Below are 23287 nucleotides of genomic sequence, written 5' to 3'. Positions count from 1 at the left end.
GCCCTTCAATCGACTAAAGGATCAAAGGACTGTTTCCCATCCAACAACTTATTCCCGAATTAACGGGAATGAGTTGTCTGAGTTGTGTTTGAACCTGGCACCCGAAATCCCGCATCAAAGAAATGAATTGTTTGAATTGCGTTACGTTAATACCCGAAACTTTAGATTTGAATATCCAACAAAAAAGAATATCTCCTCAAGTCTCAAAGAACTCAAGAGGATTTTCTCCAATTTCATAAACTTACTTATGTACAGTCTTCACAAACCGAGTAGCAGTGAGTCTTCTGAATTGTATTAGAACCTGGTACCCGAAATCTATAGAAAAATCCCGCTCCAAACCATTGGTACCAAAGGGCTGCCCATCGTACCCGTTGTTTTTTGGGAGAGGGTGTCTAGCGGTGAGAAAGTCGTAAAGTACATCTGAATTGTGTTATAATTTAACTAACATAGATGAGGTGAGATCTCATGAGTGAACGAGCATTGAGAAGAATACCATTAGATAAGTATGTTGATTTGAAGGTGGATTATGCCTTCAAACAATTATTTGGCAGTGAGCAAAATAAAGGGATTACGGTCGTCTTTTTGAATGCTATTCTGAAACGTACAGGTCTTAACGCCATTAAAGAAATTGCATTTGTAAGCCAAGAAGTTGGTGGGGAATATCAAGAAGATAAGCAATCGCGATTAGATATTTTAGTCAAAACACAAGAAGATGAACTGATCAATGTGGAAATTCAATTGACCAATCAATATGATATGGTTAAACGAACATTGTTTTATTGGTCACGTATTTATAATTCGCAGTTACAAAAGGGCATGGGCTACAATAAGTTATTACCAACAATAACCATTAATATTTGTAGCTTTGATTTGTTTGATCAAACAGATGCTTTTCATAACATTTTCCATCTGTATGAAAAGGAAGAAAAGTTTAGAATGGATGATGTGCTTGAAATCCACTTCATTGAAATGAATAAGTTCATTAAACAGTGGCATGAAAAGACGTTAGATCCATGGAATAACATTCTTGCCAGATGGTTATTATTGCTGGGCATGGTTGATGCAAGAAAAAAGAAGATATACGCTGAAATCTATCAGGAATTGGAGGCGCTTGCGATGAGAGATGAACAGTTACAGGATGCATTCACAGTCTGGCAAGAACTAAGTCAATCCCCGGATGAATTTTTAGCCTATCAATCACGATTGAAGTATATCCTAGATGAAGAAGCAAAATTAGACGATGTGAAGCATATGGCTGAAAAAGAAGGTCTTGAAAAAGGTAAACTTTTAGAAAAAGAAGAAACTGTAAAGCGGCTATTCAAACTATCCTTGACAATGGATCAAATTGTAGAAGCTACATCTTTAGATCCAGTAGTAGTGGAACGTATCATCAGAGAATTGAGTAGCAACTAATCATTGAACGTGCACCTTTTAGCAATGGGAGGTGTACGTCTTTTTTTGTAATTACATCGATTTCGGGGCCTAGCATCTAATACTGTTCAGGAAATTCATTTCCGTTGTTGCGGAATGGGTTGTTTAATCGAAGACAGTCCTTTGCTTCAGAATCAAAGAACCGTCTCCGATTAAACAACCTGCTGTACCGTAATAACGGAAAGAATTGTCTATGTTGTGTTAGATCTTGGCACCCTAAACTAACCTTATCCATACCCGGGAATCAACGCCATTGTAAAAGTCATATGCATTGTGGGTGTTTTTAGATACGACAAAGTTCTTGGCTGCGGACATTGTCTGAATTGTATTAGAACCTGGCATCCAAAATTAGTTAGAGATGAGATAATTATGGAGGTATTTAATCTTGATTGATAGTTATATAATTGCATGATTTTTTGATTACTTTTTGTTGTAACGGAACGCATACAATTAAAGCGAATGGGGATTAGTGGAGGATTCGCTGTTGCCTGTAACCGCAGCCCAATTGATACTGACAACGAATCCCAAACTAACGTTAGGTATTAAATAATCCCCTGTATCCGTAAAACAATATGCGCAATAACGGCGGAACCTAAATAGGTACCGAGTAAAACGGCCATTCCCACGATAATGGTTTTCCAACCCAATTTAACAAAGTCGAACCAGGAGCGACCAATTGAAATGCCGGCATAGGCTAAGATGGGTGTTGCAATGGCTAGTAAATTTACTTCACTTGTCCAAGCTACGATTTTCTCCGCGCCTGGCATACCGGGGATAGTAATAATCAGTCCTATAATCCCGATGTAAGCAATACTAGGCAGTTTAAATGGCAAAAGTCGATGTATAATTAAACCCGCCAAGCTAATAAGAATTAAAGTAACTATACCTGGAAGGGCAGCCAGTGGCAAAACATCGTACCCAATCCAGTTCCCGATTAACATAACAAATCCGACTATCATAAAAACAATTACCCATTCTTTAATACTTTTCAACATGGATTTACGCTCCTTTCGCTCGTTCTCTTTTCTCTTTTCTTCTATTTATCACCTCATAAAGCTTGATAGTCAATGGTAAACCGATAAAAATACTCATGTATAAGCCTGTAACAGATGAGATGAGATTACTTACACCGGAAAAGGCGGTAAGCGTTTCACTCATTTCCGGGAATGTTGCAATAAGTGGTCCTAGTGATGCTGCTGCCATACTACCGCTTCCTACACCACTTGCCATTGCAAAAGCAATTGGATGAATTGGAGTTACGGTTGCTAGGAAACCAGAGATTAATCCGATAAAAACAGATCCAAAAACAGTACCAAATATATACATAGCCATAACTCCGCGGCCTTCAGGTGAAGACAAGCCATACTTATCGGTTATTAACGCCAAGTTTGCTTCGCGACCAATCGAGTGGGTCATACCGATACTTTCGCGCTTGATCCCCAAAAATATCGCTATAGGCAGAGCTAGAAATATTGTGCCTAGATTCCCAAATTCCTGGAGTAACAATGCTGGTCCGGCTTCAACGATTTGAGGCAAAGCAGGCCCAGCCTGCACACCGAACTTTGCAATCAGTAACGCTACTGATAAGAATACAAGCGGCTCAGCATTTATAGATTGCTTCTCCTTTACAAGGGGTGTGAAATATAACGCAAGTCCAATGATAACTGCGTAAAGCATTGGTAATAATAAAATTACACCGGGTCCTAGTGGAATCTTATAAGTCCCAATTGATTCAGTAACGATTACAATAGCAAACACAATTACATGCAAACGCCAATCTTTCCATAAGCTAAGAGCTTGCTGGGTCATTTTTTATCCACATCCCTTATTGGATTGATTAAAGCTGGAATCGATGATAAGGCTACCAGAATCTAAAAGGTCTAGATACTATTTACTCAACTTTATAGTTCAATGCAGCCGCACCGAGCACTTTAGCAGCAATTAGGAGTGCACGTTCATCGATATCAAATTTCGGATGATGGTGAGCATACGCTTGATCCCACTCTGGATTTTGGGCTCCTGTGAAGAAAAATGTTCCTTTAATATTTTGCAAGTAATAGGAAAAGTCTTCGCCACCCATAATTGGTTCTGTCTCTTTGACTGTCACGACTCCGGGTATGCTTGGGGCTAACGCCGCGATAAATTCTGTCTCTTCTTTGTGATTCACGGTTGTTGGGTATCCTCTTGTATAGGTGTATTCATAGCTTGCGTTGGAGACAAGACAGGTACCTTTAATAACCCGATCTATTTCTTTTTCTATGAAGTTACGAATATCTTCTTTAAAAGTGCGTACAGTTCCTGTTAATTCAGCTGTATCGGCAATTACATTGTAAGGATTTTTGGCTTCGAAGTTACAAACTGAAACAACAGCGGATTCAAGAGGATCTACCCGTCGGCTAACAATTTGTTGTAAGTTATTTATCAGCTGAGCGCCAATTACGATGCTGTCTTTTGTATCGTGAGGGCTCGCCGCATGGCCACCCTTTCCAAAAATCTTAATATCAAATCGGTCGGGAGCCGCTTGAAGTGGGCCTGTCCGGTATCCAATTTCACCAAGGGGTGTTTGGGCTTGCAAATGGGTGCCAAAAATAACGTCCACGCCTTCTAAACAACCGTTCCCAATCATTGCATTCGCTCCACCGGGAGGTAATTCTTCCGCATGTTGATGTAAAAATACAATTGTTCCTTCTATTTCGGATTTCATGCTATTCAATACTTTAGCAAGGCCTAATAAAGTTGCAGTATGACCGTCGTGGCCACAGGCATGCATAACGCCATCATTTAGCGATTTGAAAGGTACATCCGTTTGTTCCGTTATGGGAAGTGCATCAAAATCGGCACGTAAAGCGATGGTGGGACCAGGTTTGTCACCCTTTAAGTAGGCCAGAACACCATTCCCGCCTACATTTTTACGAATTTCATGGCCTAATTTTTCGTGATATTCAGCGATATACTTTGCGGTATTTTCTTCTTCAAAGGACAGCTCAGGATGCTGATGAAGATAACGCCGTATTTCCACGATTTCTTCATAAATATTATCTAATTCAGTAAATAATTGTTTCATAATTGAACACTCCTTTTTATTTGAATTGAATATATAAACATGATTTAGATACCTGGGAAAGACGAAGCTCTAGAGAGATAAGACTATCCTTCCTGTTGATATGAAAATAGTAGTTTATCCATGGAGGGAAGTGCTTAAAATATGTGTTACATCCAGCCAATGTTGAAAATTCCTATAGCTTGTCCGATAAGTTCACTCCACTTATTCATAGTTCTAAATTGTATTCTTAGTAATACTTACTTAGAACACTTTTGCCAGCCTGAATTTAATTCGGAGAATTTATTTCACCTGAAGGAATATCTAGCGAATAGCGGGAAATCAGGAACGGTAAAGTTGTTTGGCTATCCAAGTGCAGAAAAAGATAATGGTAAAACGTTGAGGGCAAGGGCTGGAGTTTTTGATGATCACGATGCTGCTTTTACATGACATCCGGTTCAAGGTAGTGCTGCAAGTGTTCATTAGTATATCCATGCACCAAAAGTAGAGGAAGTGTTGGATATTTTTAAGCGATTTCATTTCGAACCATGTGTTAGCTGGCGTGCTACACGATGCAATGATTGAATTCAGCCACCTGTATTTGATGAAAATGCTTTCAAATTAGCCCGTCAGTTTATTGAAAGTTTATCTTAGGGAGAACAAGAAGTTGTTGATAATAGTGTCAGGTGCCAGCGTCTAACACAACTCAGACAACTCATATCGGGTACTGGGTTCTTGCACTACTCAGGTTGGTACTAGAGAATAATGATTTATGAAGTTACAATCGTATTACTTGGATTAAATTGTAAGTTGGTATTTAAGGAGTGTGTTAGACGACCATTTTTGTAGATGTGATAGAATTAAGATATTAATAAATGTTTAGAAATAAGTAAGAACTGTTAATCTTGCTAAAATATGTTTTAGTACAGACTTCATTTGTGTTATAGCAATTCATAAGTATGGGAGGATATTAATTTGAGGGAACCAATTGCATTGGACAGTCTTTTTAAAGAAAAAGTATTTCGTATTCCTGATTATCAAAGAGGTTATGCGTGGGGAAAAGATCAGCTAAAAGATTTCTGGGAGGATCTGATTAATCTTTCAGATGATCGATCACACTACACGGGATTATTAACTATGCGGGAAATGAAAGTAAATGAAATTGCTGAGGAAGATAATGAGTATTGGCTGATAGAGGATCATTCTTATAAAATATATGAAGTTGTAGATGGACAGCAGAGATTAACAACAGTTGTCATTTTTTTGCAAGCATTTATCGACGTTGTTATGAAATTGAATCCTGAAAAAGACCCTAAAGACATCTACATAACGAGTAGCCTTAGTCTTGCAGCAATTATAAATCGCTACCTCTACAAGCTGAAGCCTACTCAAACGCAATACAGAACTTACAAGTTCGGGTATGCCAAGGATAACCCTAGCGATGAATTTATGCGTCATAGAATATTAAACGAACCCAACGGTGGAACAATAAAAGAAACATTTTACACGTTGAATTTAAAAAATTCAAAGAGTTATTTTATTCAGCAATTAGAAGAATTATATGAGGAAGAAAAAATGGAAGGTCTTAAGAAAATATATCGTAAATTAACCAAGAACTTTCTGTTCAATGAATTTATCATCAAAGATGAATTTGATGTCTTTGTCGCATTTGAAACAATGAATAACCGGGGTAAAAAACTCTCGGATCTGGAACTTCTCAAAAATCGTTTAATCTACCTTACAACATTATATGTAATTCAGGATCTCGACACAGCGGACCGAAATAATATTCGAAATGACATTAATGATGCATGGAAAGAGACCTACCATCAGTTAGGAAGAAATGATAAGCATCCTTTGAATGATGATGACTTTCTGAAAGCACATTGGATAATGTATTTTAAATATTCAAGAAAGCAAGGAAATGATTATATAAAGTATCTACTTGATGAGCAATTTTCACCGCAAAAAATTTATAAAAATATCGAAAAGGGAGTGAAATTAGAAGCTCCTGAAGAGCATAGAACTGATTTTGAAATCATTGAAAATGATGATGAAACTAGTGAGATACAACAAGAACCACTAATTGAACCAAGAGCCCAGCTTCAACCCTTAGAAATAAAAAATTATGTACATAGCTTGAAAGAGTCTGCTGTACATTGGTTCAATTCACACTATCCTGAACTTGCACCAGAACTTAGCATAGAAGAAAAGAACGCGCTTGATAGATTGAACCGAATTGGAATGGGGTATTTTAGACCGCTTATCATGGCAATCATGAAAAAAGAGCCAGATGTTGATGAACGAGTGAAAGTTTTCAATAGTATAGAGCGTTTTATCTTTCTAGTATTCCGATTAGGGCAAGCTCGTAGAAATTATAAAGACAGTGAGTTTTATAACGCTGCACGTGAGTTTGATAAAGGAGAAATAGACCTTAAAAGCATTGAAGATAAATTGGTTAACGCTTCTACTTATTTGTTTAATGAAAGTGGAAAATTCAATGAAAAAGTGTTTTTTGAGTTCATTGAAAAGAAATTTAATAAAACGGATGGACGTGGATATTACGGGTGGCATGGTCTTCGCTATTTTCTTTATGAATATGAGTTATCATTGCTAGCTGGGAGCCGTCAGCAAAAAGTTCAATGGGATGATTTATTGAAATCACCAAAAGATCGAATTTCAATTGAGCATATCTATCCACAGACCCCAAAACATGATGAATGGCTCGAAAATTTCAAAATGATTCCTAGTGGAGATCAGGTTTATTATCAAGGATCATTAGGAAATCTATTGTTGCTTTCAACATCAATTAATAGTTCGCTGCAAAACGACTGTTTTGAACAGAAAAAGATTCCGCAATTAAATATAAATGGAGAGAAAATTAGAAATGGATACTCAGATGGATCACATTCGGAAATAGAGGTATCTACTTATTTGGAATGGACACCAATAAGTATAAAAGAACGTGGAATGAAATTATTAACGTTCCTAGAAAAACGTTGGAATATTGAATTTGAGAACGATATATCAAAAGAAAAACTACTCTTTATCACATAATAACATTACCAGGAATTGCATCTTACTGCCACAATTATAAAACTAAGAAGCCCTGATTAAGATTAATCAGGGCTTTTTTTTTCAGGAGAATAATTCTGTTGGATATCCATACTTTCGCACAACTAAAACGAAATCCATATGTTCCTAATATATCTTTGACGCCATTTTAGGAATAGTACGGCCACTACTTATTAAACAGTAAGCCCGAACTATTATTTTATGGAAATCAATTCTGTTACAATTTTACCGTCTGGATCTACAGCTTTTATGACACCATAGCCAGGGGCGAAGTAATACTTACTACCACTTGGGTATTGGATAATTACGACGTTTTTAAACGTTCCAGCTTTTACAGTGACAGTGCTCGTTGTACTTTTGACATCTACATATTGAAATTTACTCTCCCAGTTTTCATCGAGGTAAAATGATTTCGTTTGTTTCCCTTCAATCATTGGGTATGCTAAATCAAATAACACCCAGTCTGTTTCATTGACCCCCATCATAATACCTTCGCTACGTTCTATATAGGCGTATCCTTGCGTGTTAGGATCTTTATGGTTTAAGAAAACAGAGTACTCACCTCCATAAGATTCTTTGGAAACGCTAAACTTTCTTTTTGCTTCGTCAATGAAATCCGGGTAATATGTAAGATTTAATCCAGCTTTCGGAGAAAGCCCACCTGATACTCTATTAATCGAAACAAGTTGATTTTTTGAAGGTGTTTCATACTTCACTTTAGAATTTTTATGTATAAAATTTCCTCCACCTATACCATATAACCCCCCATTCTGTTTTTTATATTGATACACTCTGTATCCTTCGCCTTTCTTCAAAGTTCGTACAGTAGTTAATTTACCGTTACTCCCAAACTTTACTAAAGGCGTATTAGCTAATATTGTAACTTTCCCTATTTGACCAGCTTTAAATTCAGTCTTACCCCACATAACTATTGTTTCTGCATTTGCCGTAGTAACGTTGTATGAACTGATTCCAAACAGCAAAACAACTAGTAAACTAACTTTAATAAGTTTAGTTAACATTCTCTATTCCTCCACCTTTCAATTTACTATAATACTACATTTTGGAAATAGAAAAGTCTATAGTCGTATTTAAGAAATCTTTACTACCTATCCCTATGCACGACCAATAATCATTACTACTTTATTTGCATCAAGTACATTATATGAACTTTTCAACCTTCCCATATACGTAATGCAGAATTGAACAAATTCATTTACCCATTCCTATAACTCTTGATTATCGAATTTATTGGCATTATGTTCTGAACGGTATAGCTTCGATGCTACACTCTCAAAAATATTAACGACAGTTCCAACTCCTTCAATTAATTGAATAGCATTAACATTGAATGATTTGGTAAATTGCGTCAGACAGCTAGACATGCCTCATACGTTACGTCATTGTACGGCAACGCATTTGACCAAACGTAATGTGGCTCAACATACTATCGCCAGCATATTAGGACATGCAGATCTCAGTTGAACGATGAGGTACCAGCATCTGTCCGTGGATCATTTCAGGAGTTCGCTGAATTTGCATTGAGGAGTGGGTGAGGGAGTAGTTCGTGAAATTATATAACAGAAGAAAGCCCTTGTAGAGAGTGGGCTTTCTTCTATTTTTTGAAAAAGGTAAATACCTTAAGAGAGATAGCGCTACCCGTTTAGTAACTTTATACAGAATCTCCACTGGTAGGTAAAAAGATTATTCCTTACAGGACGTTGGGTTTCTCGAAACACCGTATCCAATGCCATGCTTCTTTCCAAGGTGTTACTTTCAGTCATCGTGTAATCTGAAGAAACGCCATTGTACTATTTGTTTCGTTTCGAACTAAAATTGTCAGGCGGTATGTAATCATATGAATAAAACGTTAAAGAACCTTAGATTATATTTAATAGGATGTATCGAGTGGAATGGAAGGCAAGTCCTTTTATGATACAGAAGAACACCGTTATATGGTTCTGTCATTATTGAGTTTCAAAAATACGATTATAAGATTTTCTTTTATGAGGCAAAAATCTTCTTTCTTAGAGCTTGACTTATTTTATATAAAAAGCTATGCATGACAATAATCTGAAATTACATTATAGTTGAATTATAATAACAGAGTAATAAGAAAGATAACTGAATATCTTTTTTCTTGTTAAACTATCTAGGTGTGTAAATTGATTGTCTTTGTGTAACTCACAGGTAGGTGTAAGCTATTTCCTAAAGGAAGTGCATGGGAGTTATAAAACTAATGGAACTTTTTTATCGATCTTAGTTTTGTCTGATATCCCGCACAGGTTTTGTTTTGCTTTGAGAACCGATATTCAAATGCAAATGTTGGGTAGGAGTAAGCTATAATAATATTGTTATATACACTGCGTATTGAGAAAAAATGGAGGGTATTTATGAATGTAAATAACATGATAAATGATATGTTTCCTGACTTCTCCGTCATCGCAGGGAAGAGCGGCTTAAATCGACAAGTTAAAACAGTAAATGTTATAGATGCACCGGGTATTCAAGATTGGTTGACAGGCGGAGAATTTCTAATTACAACAGGTTATTTATTAAAAGAAGACCCTTATCAAATGAAAGATTTGATAGAGAAAATAAATAACAATGGAGCAGCTGCATTAGGGATAAAGCTAAAACGATTTATTGATAAACTTCCTGATGAAGTATTAGACATTGCAAATGAGTTGAACTTCCCTATTATTTCCATTCCGCATAAGTATTCTTTTTCAGATATTATTAATCCACTTTTATCGGAATTAGTTAATAAACAAACCAAAAGCCTTCTATACTCTCAAAATATACACAAATCATTTACGGAACTATCAATTAAAGGGGAAGGCATTGAGGAGATTATTAGTACTCTTGCGGAAATAATTAATACTGACATAATTTACTTTGACACTTATTTTGAAAAAGTTCATAAGAGCAAGAATTCAGATAGGCTTTATGAAAAAGTAATAAGAAGCGAACTTGATGAATTATTATACTATTTTGATCATTACCCTATTAAAATAGATTCAAAAGTTTATGGTTATGTTATTTTGAACTCTAAAAAAGACAATAAGGACTTAGATGAGTACGTCCAAATTGCTCTTGAACATTCAGGTACAGTACTAAAGTTAGATATTCAAAAGAGAATTTCAAATCAGCAAATCGAAAAACGGCACAGAGACGAATTTATACAGGATTTAATTTTAAATAATATTCATTCGGTTGATGAAATGAAAAATAGAGCAAAATTATATAAATGGAATATAGAAAAAGGGACTACGGTTATGGTCGTAGACATTGATAGTCATTTAGTAAAGTACAAACAATTAATCCATGGTAACAACCAAAAAAAAATAGAGGAAATAAAAAATAACGTTTTCTCAACATCGAAAATTTTGGTGAAACGGCATTTCAGAAATGTCTTTTATACGAATTTCAGTGACAGTATTATTTTTCTAGTTCAAGAAAGTTCAGAGGAGGGCAATGTAAAAGAGGAAATTATTAAGATAAGTAAAAAAAATAAGGGAACAAGTTGCTGCTGAAGTGAACTTTACTGTGATGATTGGAGTGGGCACATATCAAGAGGACCCACAGAAGATCCATATAAGTTTTGAAGAGGCAAAACGAGCTGTTCATTTAGGACGAACTATTTATAAAGAAGATGAAACTGTATTTTATGAACAACTCAGGATATTTAAACTCTTAGAAACGGTAAATAAAAATGAAGCAGAGTATTTTTTGGATATGTACTTAGGAAAAATAATGGAATATGACGACAGAAATAATTCTAATTTGTGGGGGTCGTTAGTTAGCATAGTGGAAAATGATTGGAACCTTAAATTAGCTTCCGCGCAACTGTATATTCACTATAATACAATGAAATATAGATTTCAAAAAATAAGCGAGGTGCTTCAGCTCGATTTTAAGAAGTCGGAAAACAAACTGAGTGTCATGATAGCCCTGCATATTCAAAAGTTATTAGAATAGAAAATCCAAAGCATTCTTACTAAGGATGTTTTTTTTGTTCCCGAAGTACAAGTAAATATCATTTTTTTGTTCCAAAGGTATAGAGACTAGTAATCTTTAATCCTATAACATAGAACTTGAAGTTATAATATTAAGAATATTAGAGGGGTGGTAAAGATTATGTATAAACCGATCCAGGAAGTTTTACCAGATGCTTTATCCACGGTCAAAGACAATAAGTTACAAGATCCGATCGGAGATTTAAACCTTACTGGACGAACTATATTAAAAGGAGGTACAGTAGTCGATCCGAAAAACAAAATGAATGAAATTAAAGATGTTTCTATTTTGAATGGACGTATTTTTGAAGTGGATGATGATATTATCCCTGAAACCGGTGACAAAGTAATCCAATGCGAAGGATTATTGGTTGTTCCTGGCTTAATCGATATGCACCTACATCTGGGAGATTTGTTTGATGTATCATCTGCGCCTATTTTTGAAGCTGTTCAAGATGGGGTAACAATGGGATTGTCACCAGGAGCGGGCAACTCATTTATGACTCCTGCATTGGTAGGCGCCGAAATGGATCGGGGACTCCCTTTAAATATCGGAGTATTTTTAGGCGCGCCGAATGTATTGGGAACCATGTTGAATTTAGAGGAATTGATCTTATTGTTTAAAGGTCAGTTAGACCGAGAAATTGCAGAGCGTAAAATGACAAGAAACTTATTAACGTATATGACTGCACCTTTAATTGTTGGTTTAAAAGATCATATGGGGCATTATCTGATGCCAGATGAAAATTTCGATAAAATTTTTGAAATCACCTCTAAAGCAAAATTGATTTTCATGACGCATACACAATGCCCGAGTCATGCTAATCGTGTTTTGGAATTATCGAAAGGAAGACCTATACATTTGGCACATGCCACTGCTGCAGGTTGTGGAAGCCATGCGGATCCGGTAGAGGGTATGTTAGAAATAATAGAATTGTGCAAAAGAGAAAATGTGTCTGCAGAATTCGTTACGACTATGTTGAGAGATGGTTTAGGTAATAGAGAAGGATTAATGATGACAAAAAAGTCCCAGCAAATTGCTTTTGATGCCTTAGCAGATGGAATAGTGGAAGTCCTTATTTCGGATGGGCAAAATGCTGCCACGATGAAAGGATTTGGAGATACACGCGATAATATTCCTGCCTTGATTGAGTTAGCGGAAAAAGGAGTATTATCACTTTCAGATTCCATTGCAACCATGACGAGTAATGTGGCCCGCCTGATTGCTGAAAAGACAGGGAATTCATGGTGGGTAAATGAAGTCGGCCATTTAGGTGTGGGAGCGTTAGCGAATGTAACAATAATCGACCAGCAAGACAAATTAGCAACTTATACCATTGTAAATGGTGAAATGGTGTCTTTTGAGAATAGAACTATAAGAAGAGGAAATGGTGCTGGTGGCTGGGTAAGCAAGTTTGGTATGGTTAAAAAAATGGGGGTCGGTGATTTAACTACTCATTCATATGCGAAAAACATGATTCTTTCGTAAAAGCACGACATGTTTTCTAACTATTATTTGAAGGAGTAAGAAATGACTATAAATATTAAACAAGTTGAGATGGAACAGCGTTGCGAAAAAATCCTATCAACATTAGTGAAGATTAATTCCACTCATCCGAAAGGAAATGAGATGGACATGATAAAAGCCATCTTGTCTTTTTTTGAAAATGATTCGATATTATACAAAGTCATTGATCATGGGGTTAATAGAGCTTCTTTAGTTATTACCATCCCCGGGGAAAATTCATCAACTTCCGTTGCATTTATCGGTCATGTTGATACAGTTCCTGTTGGCCATATAGATGAATGGACGCATCCACCCTTTGAAGCTTTTAGAAATGGAGACTTTATGTTTGGCAGAGGAACTGCAGATATGAAGGGTGGGATAACGGCGATGATATTAACGATTCTTTATCTGTTGGAACATGAAGTGACGCCGAGACAGGACTTACATTTCTGTTTTACTGCTGATGAAGAATCGGATGGAATGGGGATATTGAGCTTAAAAGAAGCTGGATATTTCACAAATACAAGAGAAATCATTATTCCCGAGCCTACTAATGAAAAAGTTGGCATAGCAGAAAAAGGGGCTCTCTGGTTAGAAGTTTCAGCAAAAGGAATACCAGCGCATGGCTCGAGACCAGAACTAGGAGTCAATGCAATTGAGAAATTAATGGAATTTATAAATCTTTTAAGAATCGAAATAGACACTGCATATGACCATCCTTTGTTAGGAAAAGCAACAATCTCTGTCAATGAATTTGAAGGTGGTGTTAAAACAAATATCATTCCGGCTCATGCTAAAATGTCTTTAGATATTCGGACTTTGCCGACAGAAAAAAATGAAGAGATTATTTCAAAGTCAAAAAAAATAGCGCAATACTTGATGACTGAGTATGAAAAACTGCATATTGATATTGAGATTAAAAATAATCGACCTGCTATTCAAACCGAACATACAAATGAATTTGTGATGAAAGTAAAACGTATATGTGATGAAGTGTCTGGAGAGTTAGACTTTAAAGGGCTGTACTTCTATACTGACGCGTCTCAAGTTGTACCTGATCTAAACGTTCCATTTGTCATTTTAGGGCCAGGGGACGATGAGATGGCTCATCAATTGAATGAAAAGATAGCGCTTTCATCAATAAGAAGAATTACGGAAATTTATATACGTTATATATTAGAAGTTGCTTAAAAAAGGAGGGGGTTATTATGGAGAAGTCTTCAACGATAGGGAAAGTTAGTCAATTAAAACCCGGTGTTTCTGTTAAATTGTCTGGTCCCTTTCTTGGATTTATCTACACCTTAATACTTGGATTTGGTTTGTATTATTTCCTTACGCAGTTCCAGATGGATAGTTCATGGCTACTTTATGAGCGGGTAGCAGAAGAGGCCGGAAGCAATTTCTTTTATAAATGCATTTGGTTGCTGATGAACTTTACCGATGCACAGTTTTACACCGGTGTCTTAGCATCCGTGTTTATGATTATCGGTGGATTTATTGCTTGGAGATTAGATGTTAAAAAGTCGCCTTTAGCAGGTATCCGTATTTGTTATGGAAGCAACCTGTGGCCATGGGTATTTGCTTCACAAGTGATATCTTTAGTGATTACTATCTTCGTCTTGAATTTTACAAATGAATTTAATTCTGGGAATTATACTTGGCTACCAACATTTATAACTGTAGTTGGTGTTCCGCCAGCTGTCATTCTTTTATATGGCCCTAGTTATAGAGCATTATTTACTGGTTCTATTTTGGGCGGGTTGTTGAGTTTTCCAATTGCTTTTTGGCTAATGAACACATTAACACCATTATTGGGGGTTCCCGGAGTAGTTAGTAATGTATTGACTATGGCTATTACTGGAATTGTTATTTACCATATATGCCATGTACTTCCTTGGATGAAAAAAGTTCCTGCAAAGATTATTGACGATAATCCCCCGTCTTTATCAAAAGAAGAACTGACGAAACAAATGTCTAGCCCATCCTGGTTTGTAAGAAGAGTGCTAGCGGATTTCACAGAGGCTCCTTTCTATGGAAATGAAGTGGCAAGTATTTTCTTATTATTAGGTGTAAGCATCGAAATGATATTCAATAGTGGATACACTTCGGCTACTATACCAGCAATCATATTGTCGCAATTTATAAGTGCAGCAGTGGGAGTTTTCGTTTTTCATAAAAAATACATTGAATTGGGTTGGTACGCTACTTATGTGCCAGTAGTGAGTGTAGGGCCGGCCTGTGTTTTAATGTTCGGAGCAAGTATGCCGGTTATCGTAATTGCAGGAGTGCTCGGAGGCATTTTGGGAGCTCCTGTTGCTGAATTCTTTTCGAAGAAGTTACCGGAGCATATTCATCCAACTGTAGCAAACGTAACTTCAATGGCTCTTTGTACAATTATTGTAGCTGTTGTCATCGAGTCGTTGCCGTGGTTTTAATTTTTATCAGGATAACTAACTAATAAAATGAGAAGGTTGTGAAGGAATTGTCAAGCCCAGTTAACGTTGCCGTCGTGCAAATGGATCCACAAGTTGGATTACAAAATAAAGAAAAAAATATAAACAAGACCCTTGAATTAATCGATCAAGCCTCAGGTGATGGAGCTAATTTAATTGTACTACCGGAATTATGCAATACGGGTTATAGCTTTGAGAATAGAGTTGATGCATTTGCTCATGCCGAGCTCGTGCCAAACGGCACGACGATGGATAAGTGGATAGCAAAGGCGCAAGAAAAAAATGTATATATTGTTGCGGGAATAACGGAAGTTGATGGAGAGCAATTATTTAACACTGCGGTATTAATTGGTCCCAAAGGCTTCGTTGGGAAATACCGTAAAACTCATTTATGGAATACTGAGAAGTTGTTTTTTTCTCCTGGCGATACTGGTTATCCTGTTTTTGAAACAGAAATCGGAAGAATTGGAATGTTAATTTGCTGGGATATTTGGTTCCCTGAAGTTGCAAGAATTCTCAGCATGCAAGGTGCAGATATTATTTGTTCATGCAATAACTGGGTTTTCACGCCGCCGCCACTTTTTGATGAAAGCGGAAAATGCATGGCTACTTATTTAACAATGGTAGCTGCCCACACTAATAATGTTTTCATAGCAGCAGCTGACCGCGTTGGTGTAGAAAAAGAAGCTAAATTCCTTGGATGTAGTTTAATCTCTGGAATAAATGGATGGCCAATTACGGGACCTGCAGCTCCAGAAGGCGAGGTCATTTTGCATGCTGAAATCGACTTGTCAGATGCTCGAAGTGCCCCAATTTGGAATGATTTGAATGACTTAGTGAGAGATAGAAGAACGGATCTTTATGATGAGATGCTAGGATACACACGTGGAAATAAATTTCCACGCTAAGATATTTCGTAGCTGAACTGAAATTGCTCGCATTAGCGATTGAGGTGTACTTAAATCCGTTATATTGCGGTTTTTAAGGCCACCTCTTCTTTTTCTCCCTTTAACTATTTAAGAGAAAAATGGAGACCACAGAATTAGAGGTGTAAAGATGATAGACAAATTAAAAGTTACATTAGTCCAATTTGAGCCTGTACCAAAAAATAATAAAAAAAAGAATTTAGAGTTTCATTTGAATAAAATCGATGAATTAGCATCTACAGGTATTCAACTTATCGTATTTCCTGAAATGAGTTTGACTGGTTTTTTTGTGCATCAACAAAATGAACGTAAACGGCATTGGGAGGAAGATGCGGAAACAATCAAGGGTGAAATGATCCAAGCCATTGTCAATAAATCAAAAATAAATAACTGTTATGTGGTTTGTGGAATGGCAGAACGGGATGAGAGAGAGTTTGATATTTATAATAGCACAATCTTAATTGGCCCAGAAGGAGTAATAGGAGTTACACGTAAACTTCATCTACCATCTGCTGAAAAACTTTATTACAAAAAAGGGGACGTTGGAGAAGTATATTCAACTCCAATCGGGAAAATCGGAATGTTGATTTGTTACGAAGCTTTTTTTCCTGAAGTGTCACGTATTTTAGCGAAACGAGGCGCGGAAATTCTCATAGCCCCGAGTTCAATTTGGAAGGGTGGACAGAGCGGGGGGATTGGAGCCGGGGAAAGTAAGCAAAGGCTATTTTCGAATACCCCATTAATAAGAGCGATTGAAAACCAAGCTCATTTTCTTATGTGCAATGCGGCAGGGGGGCAATTTTTGGGTGAAGCATTTGGACGTTGGGAAAGATTTGGAGAAAGCAAGATTGTTAATGCTCAAGGCGAAGTATTAGCAGAATCTTTATCCAATGATACAGAGGATATTACAGCGATATTAACGAAAACGTCTTTACTCAAAAGCAGAAGTGATTACATGTTCTTTAATGATAGAGAACCAATGAAATATGGGGATCTTGTTAAATAAATGGAACCTTTAGAAATTAATATAGAGTGAACTAAGTTTTTTGATTTTTACTTTTGCATCCTTTCAATAGATGAAAGCGTATGGCGGCTAGCCGCTTCGAACGGCTAAATTGGGGTACCAGGCTCTAACGCAACTCAGATAATTAATTTCCGTTAATGCGGGAAAGGTTGTTGAATGGAAGACAGTCCTTTGACCTATTAATGGGTCAAAGGGCTTTTTCTTTTGCCTATCTAACTGTAAAAAAAGCGACGCGAGTTTTCCATTTACTATAATTCATATCAAACAGACTTGTTTGTTTGGCAATAGACATAAGGCATTCTCCATTGGGTTTTGGTAGTTTAGTCGCTACCGTTACACGGAGTCTAGGGAGGTGCCTTTTTCTTTGTTTAAAGCCCTTGAACCTCCTGAACTCTGAATTAGGAAATCAACGGTTTCTGTTTTCATAGAAAACGTTGAAATGTAACAACTTAACCTATTATTACCAACGCGGATGTTGGTTAAAATAATTTATACGCTACGTCTATATGTTAAAATAATAAGTCCGCTAAATTCGATGCGGGGCTTGGAAATGCCACCCATGGAAAGTCGGCTAGAAAAAAGCAATCTGTCATATCGCAGCATTTACCGCCTTAAGTCAGGGTTTAGTTGGAGATAGTAGTGTCTACAGGAGGAACAAAAATTGTTAGGTAAAATAGATAGGATGATTGTATGACGGACTTAAGAAAGCCTGAGAAGAGGTATCGTCCGGAAATTGAAGGAATCAGAACGATCGCAACTTTACTCATCGCGGTCTATCATATTTGGTTGGGTAGAGTGTCTGGAGGCGTAGATGTATTTTTTATTCTTTCAGGATTTTTAATTACGACGTCTCTTCTATCCCGAATGGAGAGAATGGGCACGATTAAACTGGGAGAGCATTTTTTAGGATTATCTAAAAGATTATTTTCGCAAGCTTTGTTAGTTATTGTTGTAGTCGGAGGCTTTTCTTTATTGTTTTTACCTCAAATCCAGTGGGGCGAAATCATTCACCATATGACAGCGTCTATATTTTATTATGAAAACTGGCGCTTGGCGTTTGATGCGGTTGATTATTTAGCACAAGATAATTCTGCTAGTCCGTTTCAGCATTATTGGTCACTTGGCGTGCAAGGGCAGTTTTATATTATTTGGCCAATTTTAATCATAACGGTCTATTTTCTTGCACAAAAGGTTTTCAAAACGCCTGTGCGTAAAACATTTTTAGTCGCATTGCTCATTATTTGTACGAGTTCGTTAAGTTATTCGATTTACCAAACAAATCAAAATCAACCATGGGCCTATTTTGATACATTTGCACGGGTGTGGGAATTTGGTGTTGGTGGATTGTTAGCATTGCTGTTACCTTATTTAGTTTTGAATAAATGGGTAAATACGTTGCTTGGCTGGCTTGGTTTATCCATTGTTTGTTTAACGGGGGTTTTATTACCCGTGTCAACGGTATTCCCAGGCTATTTAGCGCTAGTTCCTATTAGTGGTGTCGTATTGCTAATCATCGCATCTGAAAATAGTACAAGGTTCGGGGTCGAACGTATTTTAAGTGTACAGCCACTGCTGTTTTTAGGTGGACTTACATACGGCATTTATTTATGGCATTGGCCGCTTTTACTATTTTATCAATCTTTTATGAACACGGAGACAGTTCCACTTATTGACGGTGTCTTGCTTTTAGTTGTGACAGTAGTGTTATCCTTTATTTCCACAAGATTAATTGAAGCACCCGTTTTGAAGATGGATAGTAGGAAAATGAAGGGAAAGGTTATTGCTTTATTGACGATGATGGTATGTATTGCAGGCAGCTCAATGATCCTGATTTCATCGTATATTGATGACGTGAAGGCAGAAATGCTTGTTACTGCTCACGATGAAAAGGATTATCCTGGTGCGAGGGCTATCTACGAAAAGACTGAGCCACCTAAAGGGCTTGAACCCATTCCATCTCTGTTAGATATTAAGCAAGATTTACCAGCATTTTATGGCCAAATGGAGTGCCTAGGGAAAGGTCAAATTAAAGTAAAGAAATGTTCTTTTAATGAATCGAACAATCCAGACTATACCATTGCATTAGTTGGTGGCTCGCATTCAGGGCATTGGTTTCCAGCACTGGAGATTTTGGCTGAGGAGATGAATTTTCAACTTGATTTGTACAATCATGATGGGTGCCGCTTCACAAATGAAGACCCGGAAAATCAATTAACCGAAACGTGTTTAGAGTGGAATGCGAACTTACTTAAACACTTACAAGATGATCCGCCTGACTTAGTATTTACGACTTCTACATTAAATAAGCACGATACAGTTCCAGTGGGATATATCGGTCAGTGGAAGCAACTTGAAGGCATCACGACGGTTTTCGCGGTGCGAGATAATCCACGGATGAAAAAGCATATTCCCACTTGTTTAGAACGTGCAGACAACCCATTAGATTGTGCAATTACACGAGATCAAGGGGTATCGAAAGTAGTGCCATGGGAAAATACAGAGGGGATTCCATCGAACGTCATTTTTGCAGATCTGACTGATTACTTCTGTGATGGTACAACTTGCCATCCTGTCATCGGGAATGTAATTGTTTATCGTGACAATAACCATCTTACTGCACAGTACGCAAAAACATTAGCACCAGCTTTGAAGAAGCCGTTACAGGAAGCTTTAGAAAGTTTGGATGAAGGGGACGAATTGTTGGATTAAGTACGTAATAGCACCATGAATGCTAATTTAATTTTAGTTACCTGGTGCATGAAACTACTTGTACAATACACTACAACTGCATAAAGTGAATGAGAAAGGCAACCGAAATGATATTCGGTTGCCTTTCTTTCGGGCCTTTACTTATAATGTTGAACTAACATAATTCAACCACACACAGGCACCATTCAAGTAAATAATAGAGTGGAAATCAATTCGCTCAATTGCTGTTTTCTGTTTATCCGCTGGCGAAAGCTGAATCGTAATTTTTTCATAGATACATCAATCTCAAGATTATGTTAAACAATTCAAATTTCAATTGGGTGAGGGTATTAATTAATTTATTTTTTGAGGTACTTGGTATTATTGAAAACAGAAAAATCCCTTTACGCTACGAAAGACATCAAAAAGTTTTGACTTATTTCACAAATGAGGATTCTCAAAGAGAGTCATCTGAATTGTGTTAGAACCTGGTACCCGAAACTTAAGCCTCCAACCAATCCATACCAAAACGCCAAAGAGAAATAATCTCCTTGGCGTTCCACCAAACTTAGTTATTCACTCCATGACTAATTAAATTAGTCAATATTCGATACCCTCCAGGGACCTGACTTTGCGTTTGGCGGTAAAAGACGAGGTTCGTGTACAGGTACGTACCTTTACCGTGTTTGGCCATCAGGATGCCACCTTCGAAAGGAGCTTCGTCGGGATCGGCCATGCTGACGAATGTTTCAAAATTGGACGCCCATTCCATTGGGTAATAGAGGCCTCGTTCTTGGACCCAGTTCGCCCAATCGGAATCGCCAATTTTGTTCGGGAAAGAAAAGAGTGTGGAGTCCGGTTGTGTGACGGTTACTTTTGCATTTTCGTCCGTTACGCGCCACTTAATGGATGGATTTCCGATGACCAGCTTGAATGGAGCGGATGAATCGGAATTCCATTTGTCATCTGGTTTGTGATATTGCATAACGATGTGTCCACCGTCTTCGACATATTTCAATAAGCGGTCATTATTTTTGAGGAGATCTTCTCGTGACAGATAAGCTCGAATGCCGACGACGATCGTATCGAATTGAGAGAGGTCTCCGCTTTCAACGTCTGCGGGGGATAGCTTTGTGATGTTCATTCCGGCGTTTTTCAGTTCATCTGCAACGGTATCAAAACCGCTTTCGATGTAGCCGACGTTAAGATTTTCTGGAATTTTTAATTCAAAAGCGACTGCATTGAGCTTGGCCGGAGATTCCAAATAGTACTTTCCGATATGGTCGTATTCGATTTCTTGGATGGCGGATGTGAATTTTTTGCGGTTCCACTCGGCTGAGATAGCGATTTCGAGCGAGCCTTCCTCAATGTTGGTGGCGGGAGTCAAGTTGAATACGACTTCCTGTGTTTCATATTTTTTTGTGAATGTAATTATTTTTTCATTAAATGGAGCTGACCATCCTTCTGGAACATCAATCTTAATTGTTGGTTCTGCAGCGCCGTTATGGTAGTTTTTCACTTGCACTTTTACGGGGATTTCTTGTTGGGGATGAAGTGTATTCACCACAACACTGGTCGGATCTGTTGTCACGCTGAATTCAGGCAGAACCGCAACGGTTCCTTCGAAGTTCTGAATATGACGAACTTCTTCGCCAAGCTCTTTAAATGTAAGCTCAGCTTCTAGGGCAGGTTTTTTGTACGCGTGGTAATAAGTTGCATCTTTCGGAACACTCACTTTGAAATCAATTGTTGCGGATTCGCCAGGTTTCAAAGTCGACACGTTAGACGTTTGGACAATCTCCCAGCCCTCAATGGATGTAATGGAAGGCGAAAGATTTTTTAAATTAGCTGTGCCATTGTTCGTAATCGTGACTGTTGCAGTCGTTTCTTCACCAGTCGTCAGAACGTTGTCGGGTAATGTTGCAACAATCTCTACACCAGAGGCGATATAGGATGTTTCTTGCAATTGCTCGTTTTTCGTTTTAAGTTTGCTGAGCAATTTGGTTTTTGTGGCTTTAGGAAGCTTGGATTTATTCAAATCAAGAATTAAATGGCGAACGTCTTTCAAGCTTTTTTGAGAAAGTTTAAGAACTGCTGAACGATCTGGGTAGGCAAGTTGCGTCTTTTCCAATTCGTTTTGCAGGGAAATGAATTTTTTTGCTAAGCTTTTATCCGTGTTTTCAATTTGCTTTGCCAAGTCCGAGAAGTCGTAAGGGACTCCGGCAAATAAAGAAGCGTCCTCTGTTTGATCAAAAGCAGTATCAACTAATTCCAAATTAACGGTCCGTGGCTCGACTTGAATCGTAGATCCCATACCTTGGCTCTTATGCATAAAGCGGGAAGCTTCGCCCAGTTGCGGATAGCTCATTGCGTAAATCTCATCATACATGCCGATTTCAATACCGAGAGTGGCAGTTTCCGCTGATGCAGCCGGCAAGTAAAGTTTCTCGATTTGCCACGGCGCTATGCCTGCCCTAAGATGTTCCGGGAAAATCGTTGGATCGGCAGCGTCATTAAATGCCTTTTCCGTCAAAATGGAAATCGTCCTGTGATGTCCGTGCTGGGAGTCGACATTTCTGAATGAAGGCATGACAATATCAGGCTGATAACTGCGAATAAAGCGGATCAACCTTTCATATGTGACCTCTTCACCCCATTTTTTCAGCGTTTCTTCAGGTGTCTTTTCAAACCCGAAATCATAGATGGAATCGGAAGTCGTTTCACTTAAATGATATGCTTTCACATTGGTGATTTTCGCAGCTTCTTTCATTTCCTGGGAGCGAATGATTCCCAATGCATTCCCGAGCTCAGTTCCAATTTCATTTTGCCCGCCTTCCCCGCGATTCGCGATTAAGCTGGACGTTTTCACGCCTAGCCCTCGGGACAGGTAGGCTAATAAATCGCTTCGTTCGTCGTCGGGATGCGCGCCGGTGTTAAGAAAAGAGATAGTCGTATCGAGAGGTTTCAGTACATTCCACAATTCCGTGTCATGCAGTTCTTCTGCCGACGTGGATCTCGGAAATCCACTGATGGTGGAAAGGGCCAAGAGTAAAGAAAAGAAAAGTATCGCGGTTTTCTTCATTGCAATTTCCCTCCTTATTTTTGGAGGTTATTTGCTGAACAA

At 37.8% G+C, this 23287-nt stretch carries 16 protein-coding genes; 11 read left to right on the top strand and 5 right to left on the bottom strand.

Translation table 11 applies throughout. The annotated features are described in order from the left end of the window. Positions 1-465 precede the first annotated feature (465 nt). Positions 466-1413, top strand: a complete 948-nt coding sequence (locus tag MKZ11_RS00935) for an Rpn family recombination-promoting nuclease/putative transposase (protein WP_340792204.1) — start codon at positions 466-468, stop codon at positions 1411-1413. A gap of 560 nt (positions 1414-1973) precedes the next feature. Here MKZ11_RS00935 and MKZ11_RS00930 read toward each other — a convergent pair. From MKZ11_RS00930 to MKZ11_RS00920, 3 genes are all read right to left on the bottom strand, one after another. Further along, positions 1974-2426, bottom strand: coding sequence for a hypothetical protein (locus MKZ11_RS00930; protein WP_340792203.1), 453 nt, complete (start codon positions 2424-2426; stop codon positions 1974-1976). 4 nt (positions 2427-2430) lie between these two features. After that, positions 2431-3240 carry a DUF3100 domain-containing protein gene (locus MKZ11_RS00925; RefSeq protein ID WP_340792202.1) on the bottom strand — a complete coding sequence of 270 codons (810 nt, stop codon included), beginning with the start codon at positions 3238-3240 and terminating at the stop codon, positions 2431-2433. A gap of 82 nt (positions 3241-3322) precedes the next feature. Next, positions 3323-4495, bottom strand: a complete 1173-nt coding sequence (locus MKZ11_RS00920) for a M20 family metallopeptidase (protein ID WP_340792201.1) — start codon at positions 4493-4495, stop codon at positions 3323-3325. 951 nt (positions 4496-5446) lie between these two features. On the opposite strand from MKZ11_RS00920, the gene MKZ11_RS00915 reads away from it, so the two are divergent. After that, a complete protein-coding gene (locus MKZ11_RS00915; RefSeq protein WP_340792200.1) occupies positions 5447-7528 on the top strand; it encodes a DUF262 domain-containing protein in 2082 nt (693 codons plus the stop codon). 212 nt (positions 7529-7740) lie between these two features. Here the strand turns inward: MKZ11_RS00915 and MKZ11_RS00910 are convergent, their stop codons facing one another. After that, positions 7741-8568 (bottom strand): hypothetical protein, encoded by an 828-nt coding sequence (locus MKZ11_RS00910; RefSeq protein ID WP_340792199.1) that lies wholly within the window; start codon positions 8566-8568, stop codon positions 7741-7743. A gap of 361 nt (positions 8569-8929) precedes the next feature. Here MKZ11_RS00910 and MKZ11_RS25015 point away from each other — a divergent pair, with 361 nt between their 5' ends. The 9 genes from MKZ11_RS25015 (at position 8930) to MKZ11_RS00870 (ending at position 20184) form a co-directional block, all read left to right on the top strand. After that, entirely contained in the window at positions 8930-9031 is a 102-nt protein-coding gene (locus MKZ11_RS25015) for a tyrosine-type recombinase/integrase (protein WP_445327019.1), read from the top strand. Positions 9032-9939: 908 nt separating this feature from the next. Next, on the top strand, positions 9940-11082 hold the full coding sequence (locus tag MKZ11_RS00905) for a PucR family transcriptional regulator (protein ID WP_340792198.1): 1143 nt from the start codon (positions 9940-9942) through the stop codon (positions 11080-11082). A 16-nt stretch (positions 11083-11098) separates the two neighbouring features. Continuing rightward, the gene (locus MKZ11_RS00900) at positions 11099-11527 is read left to right on the top strand and encodes a PucR family transcriptional regulator (RefSeq protein ID WP_340796874.1); all 429 of its coding nucleotides are present in this window, start codon (positions 11099-11101) and stop codon (positions 11525-11527) included. A gap of 159 nt (positions 11528-11686) precedes the next feature. Next, positions 11687-13054 (top strand): amidohydrolase family protein, encoded by a 1368-nt coding sequence (locus MKZ11_RS00895; protein ID WP_340792197.1) that lies wholly within the window; start codon positions 11687-11689, stop codon positions 13052-13054. 42 nt (positions 13055-13096) lie between these two features. Beyond that, positions 13097-14263, top strand: coding sequence for a M20 family metallopeptidase (locus tag MKZ11_RS00890; protein WP_340792196.1), 1167 nt, complete (start codon positions 13097-13099; stop codon positions 14261-14263). A gap of 17 nt (positions 14264-14280) precedes the next feature. Continuing rightward, positions 14281-15507 (top strand): hypothetical protein, encoded by a 1227-nt coding sequence (locus tag MKZ11_RS00885; protein ID WP_340792195.1) that lies wholly within the window; start codon positions 14281-14283, stop codon positions 15505-15507. Positions 15508-15545: 38 nt separating this feature from the next. Continuing rightward, on the top strand, positions 15546-16433 hold the full coding sequence (locus MKZ11_RS00880; RefSeq protein WP_340792194.1) for a nitrilase family protein: 888 nt from the start codon (positions 15546-15548) through the stop codon (positions 16431-16433). Between the two features lie 148 nt (positions 16434-16581). Then, positions 16582-17457: a carbon-nitrogen hydrolase family protein gene (locus MKZ11_RS00875; RefSeq protein ID WP_340792193.1), complete on the top strand. Its 876-nt coding sequence runs from the start codon at positions 16582-16584 to the stop codon at positions 17455-17457. A gap of 708 nt (positions 17458-18165) precedes the next feature. Beyond that, complete coding sequence (locus MKZ11_RS00870) at positions 18166-20184, top strand: acyltransferase family protein (RefSeq protein ID WP_340792192.1); 2019 nt, start codon at positions 18166-18168, stop codon at positions 20182-20184. 547 nt (positions 20185-20731) lie between these two features. Here the strand turns inward: MKZ11_RS00870 and MKZ11_RS00865 are convergent. Beyond that, positions 20732-23245, bottom strand: coding sequence for an NEW3 domain-containing protein (locus MKZ11_RS00865; RefSeq protein WP_340792191.1), 2514 nt, complete (start codon positions 23243-23245; stop codon positions 20732-20734). Positions 23246-23287 lie beyond the last annotated feature (42 nt).

It is taken from the genome of Sporosarcina sp. FSL K6-1508, from assembly GCF_038007465.1.
Lineage (GTDB): Bacteria > Bacillota > Bacilli > Bacillales_A > Planococcaceae > Sporosarcina > Sporosarcina psychrophila_B.
This window is presented reverse-complemented; position numbering and strand designations above follow the sequence as displayed.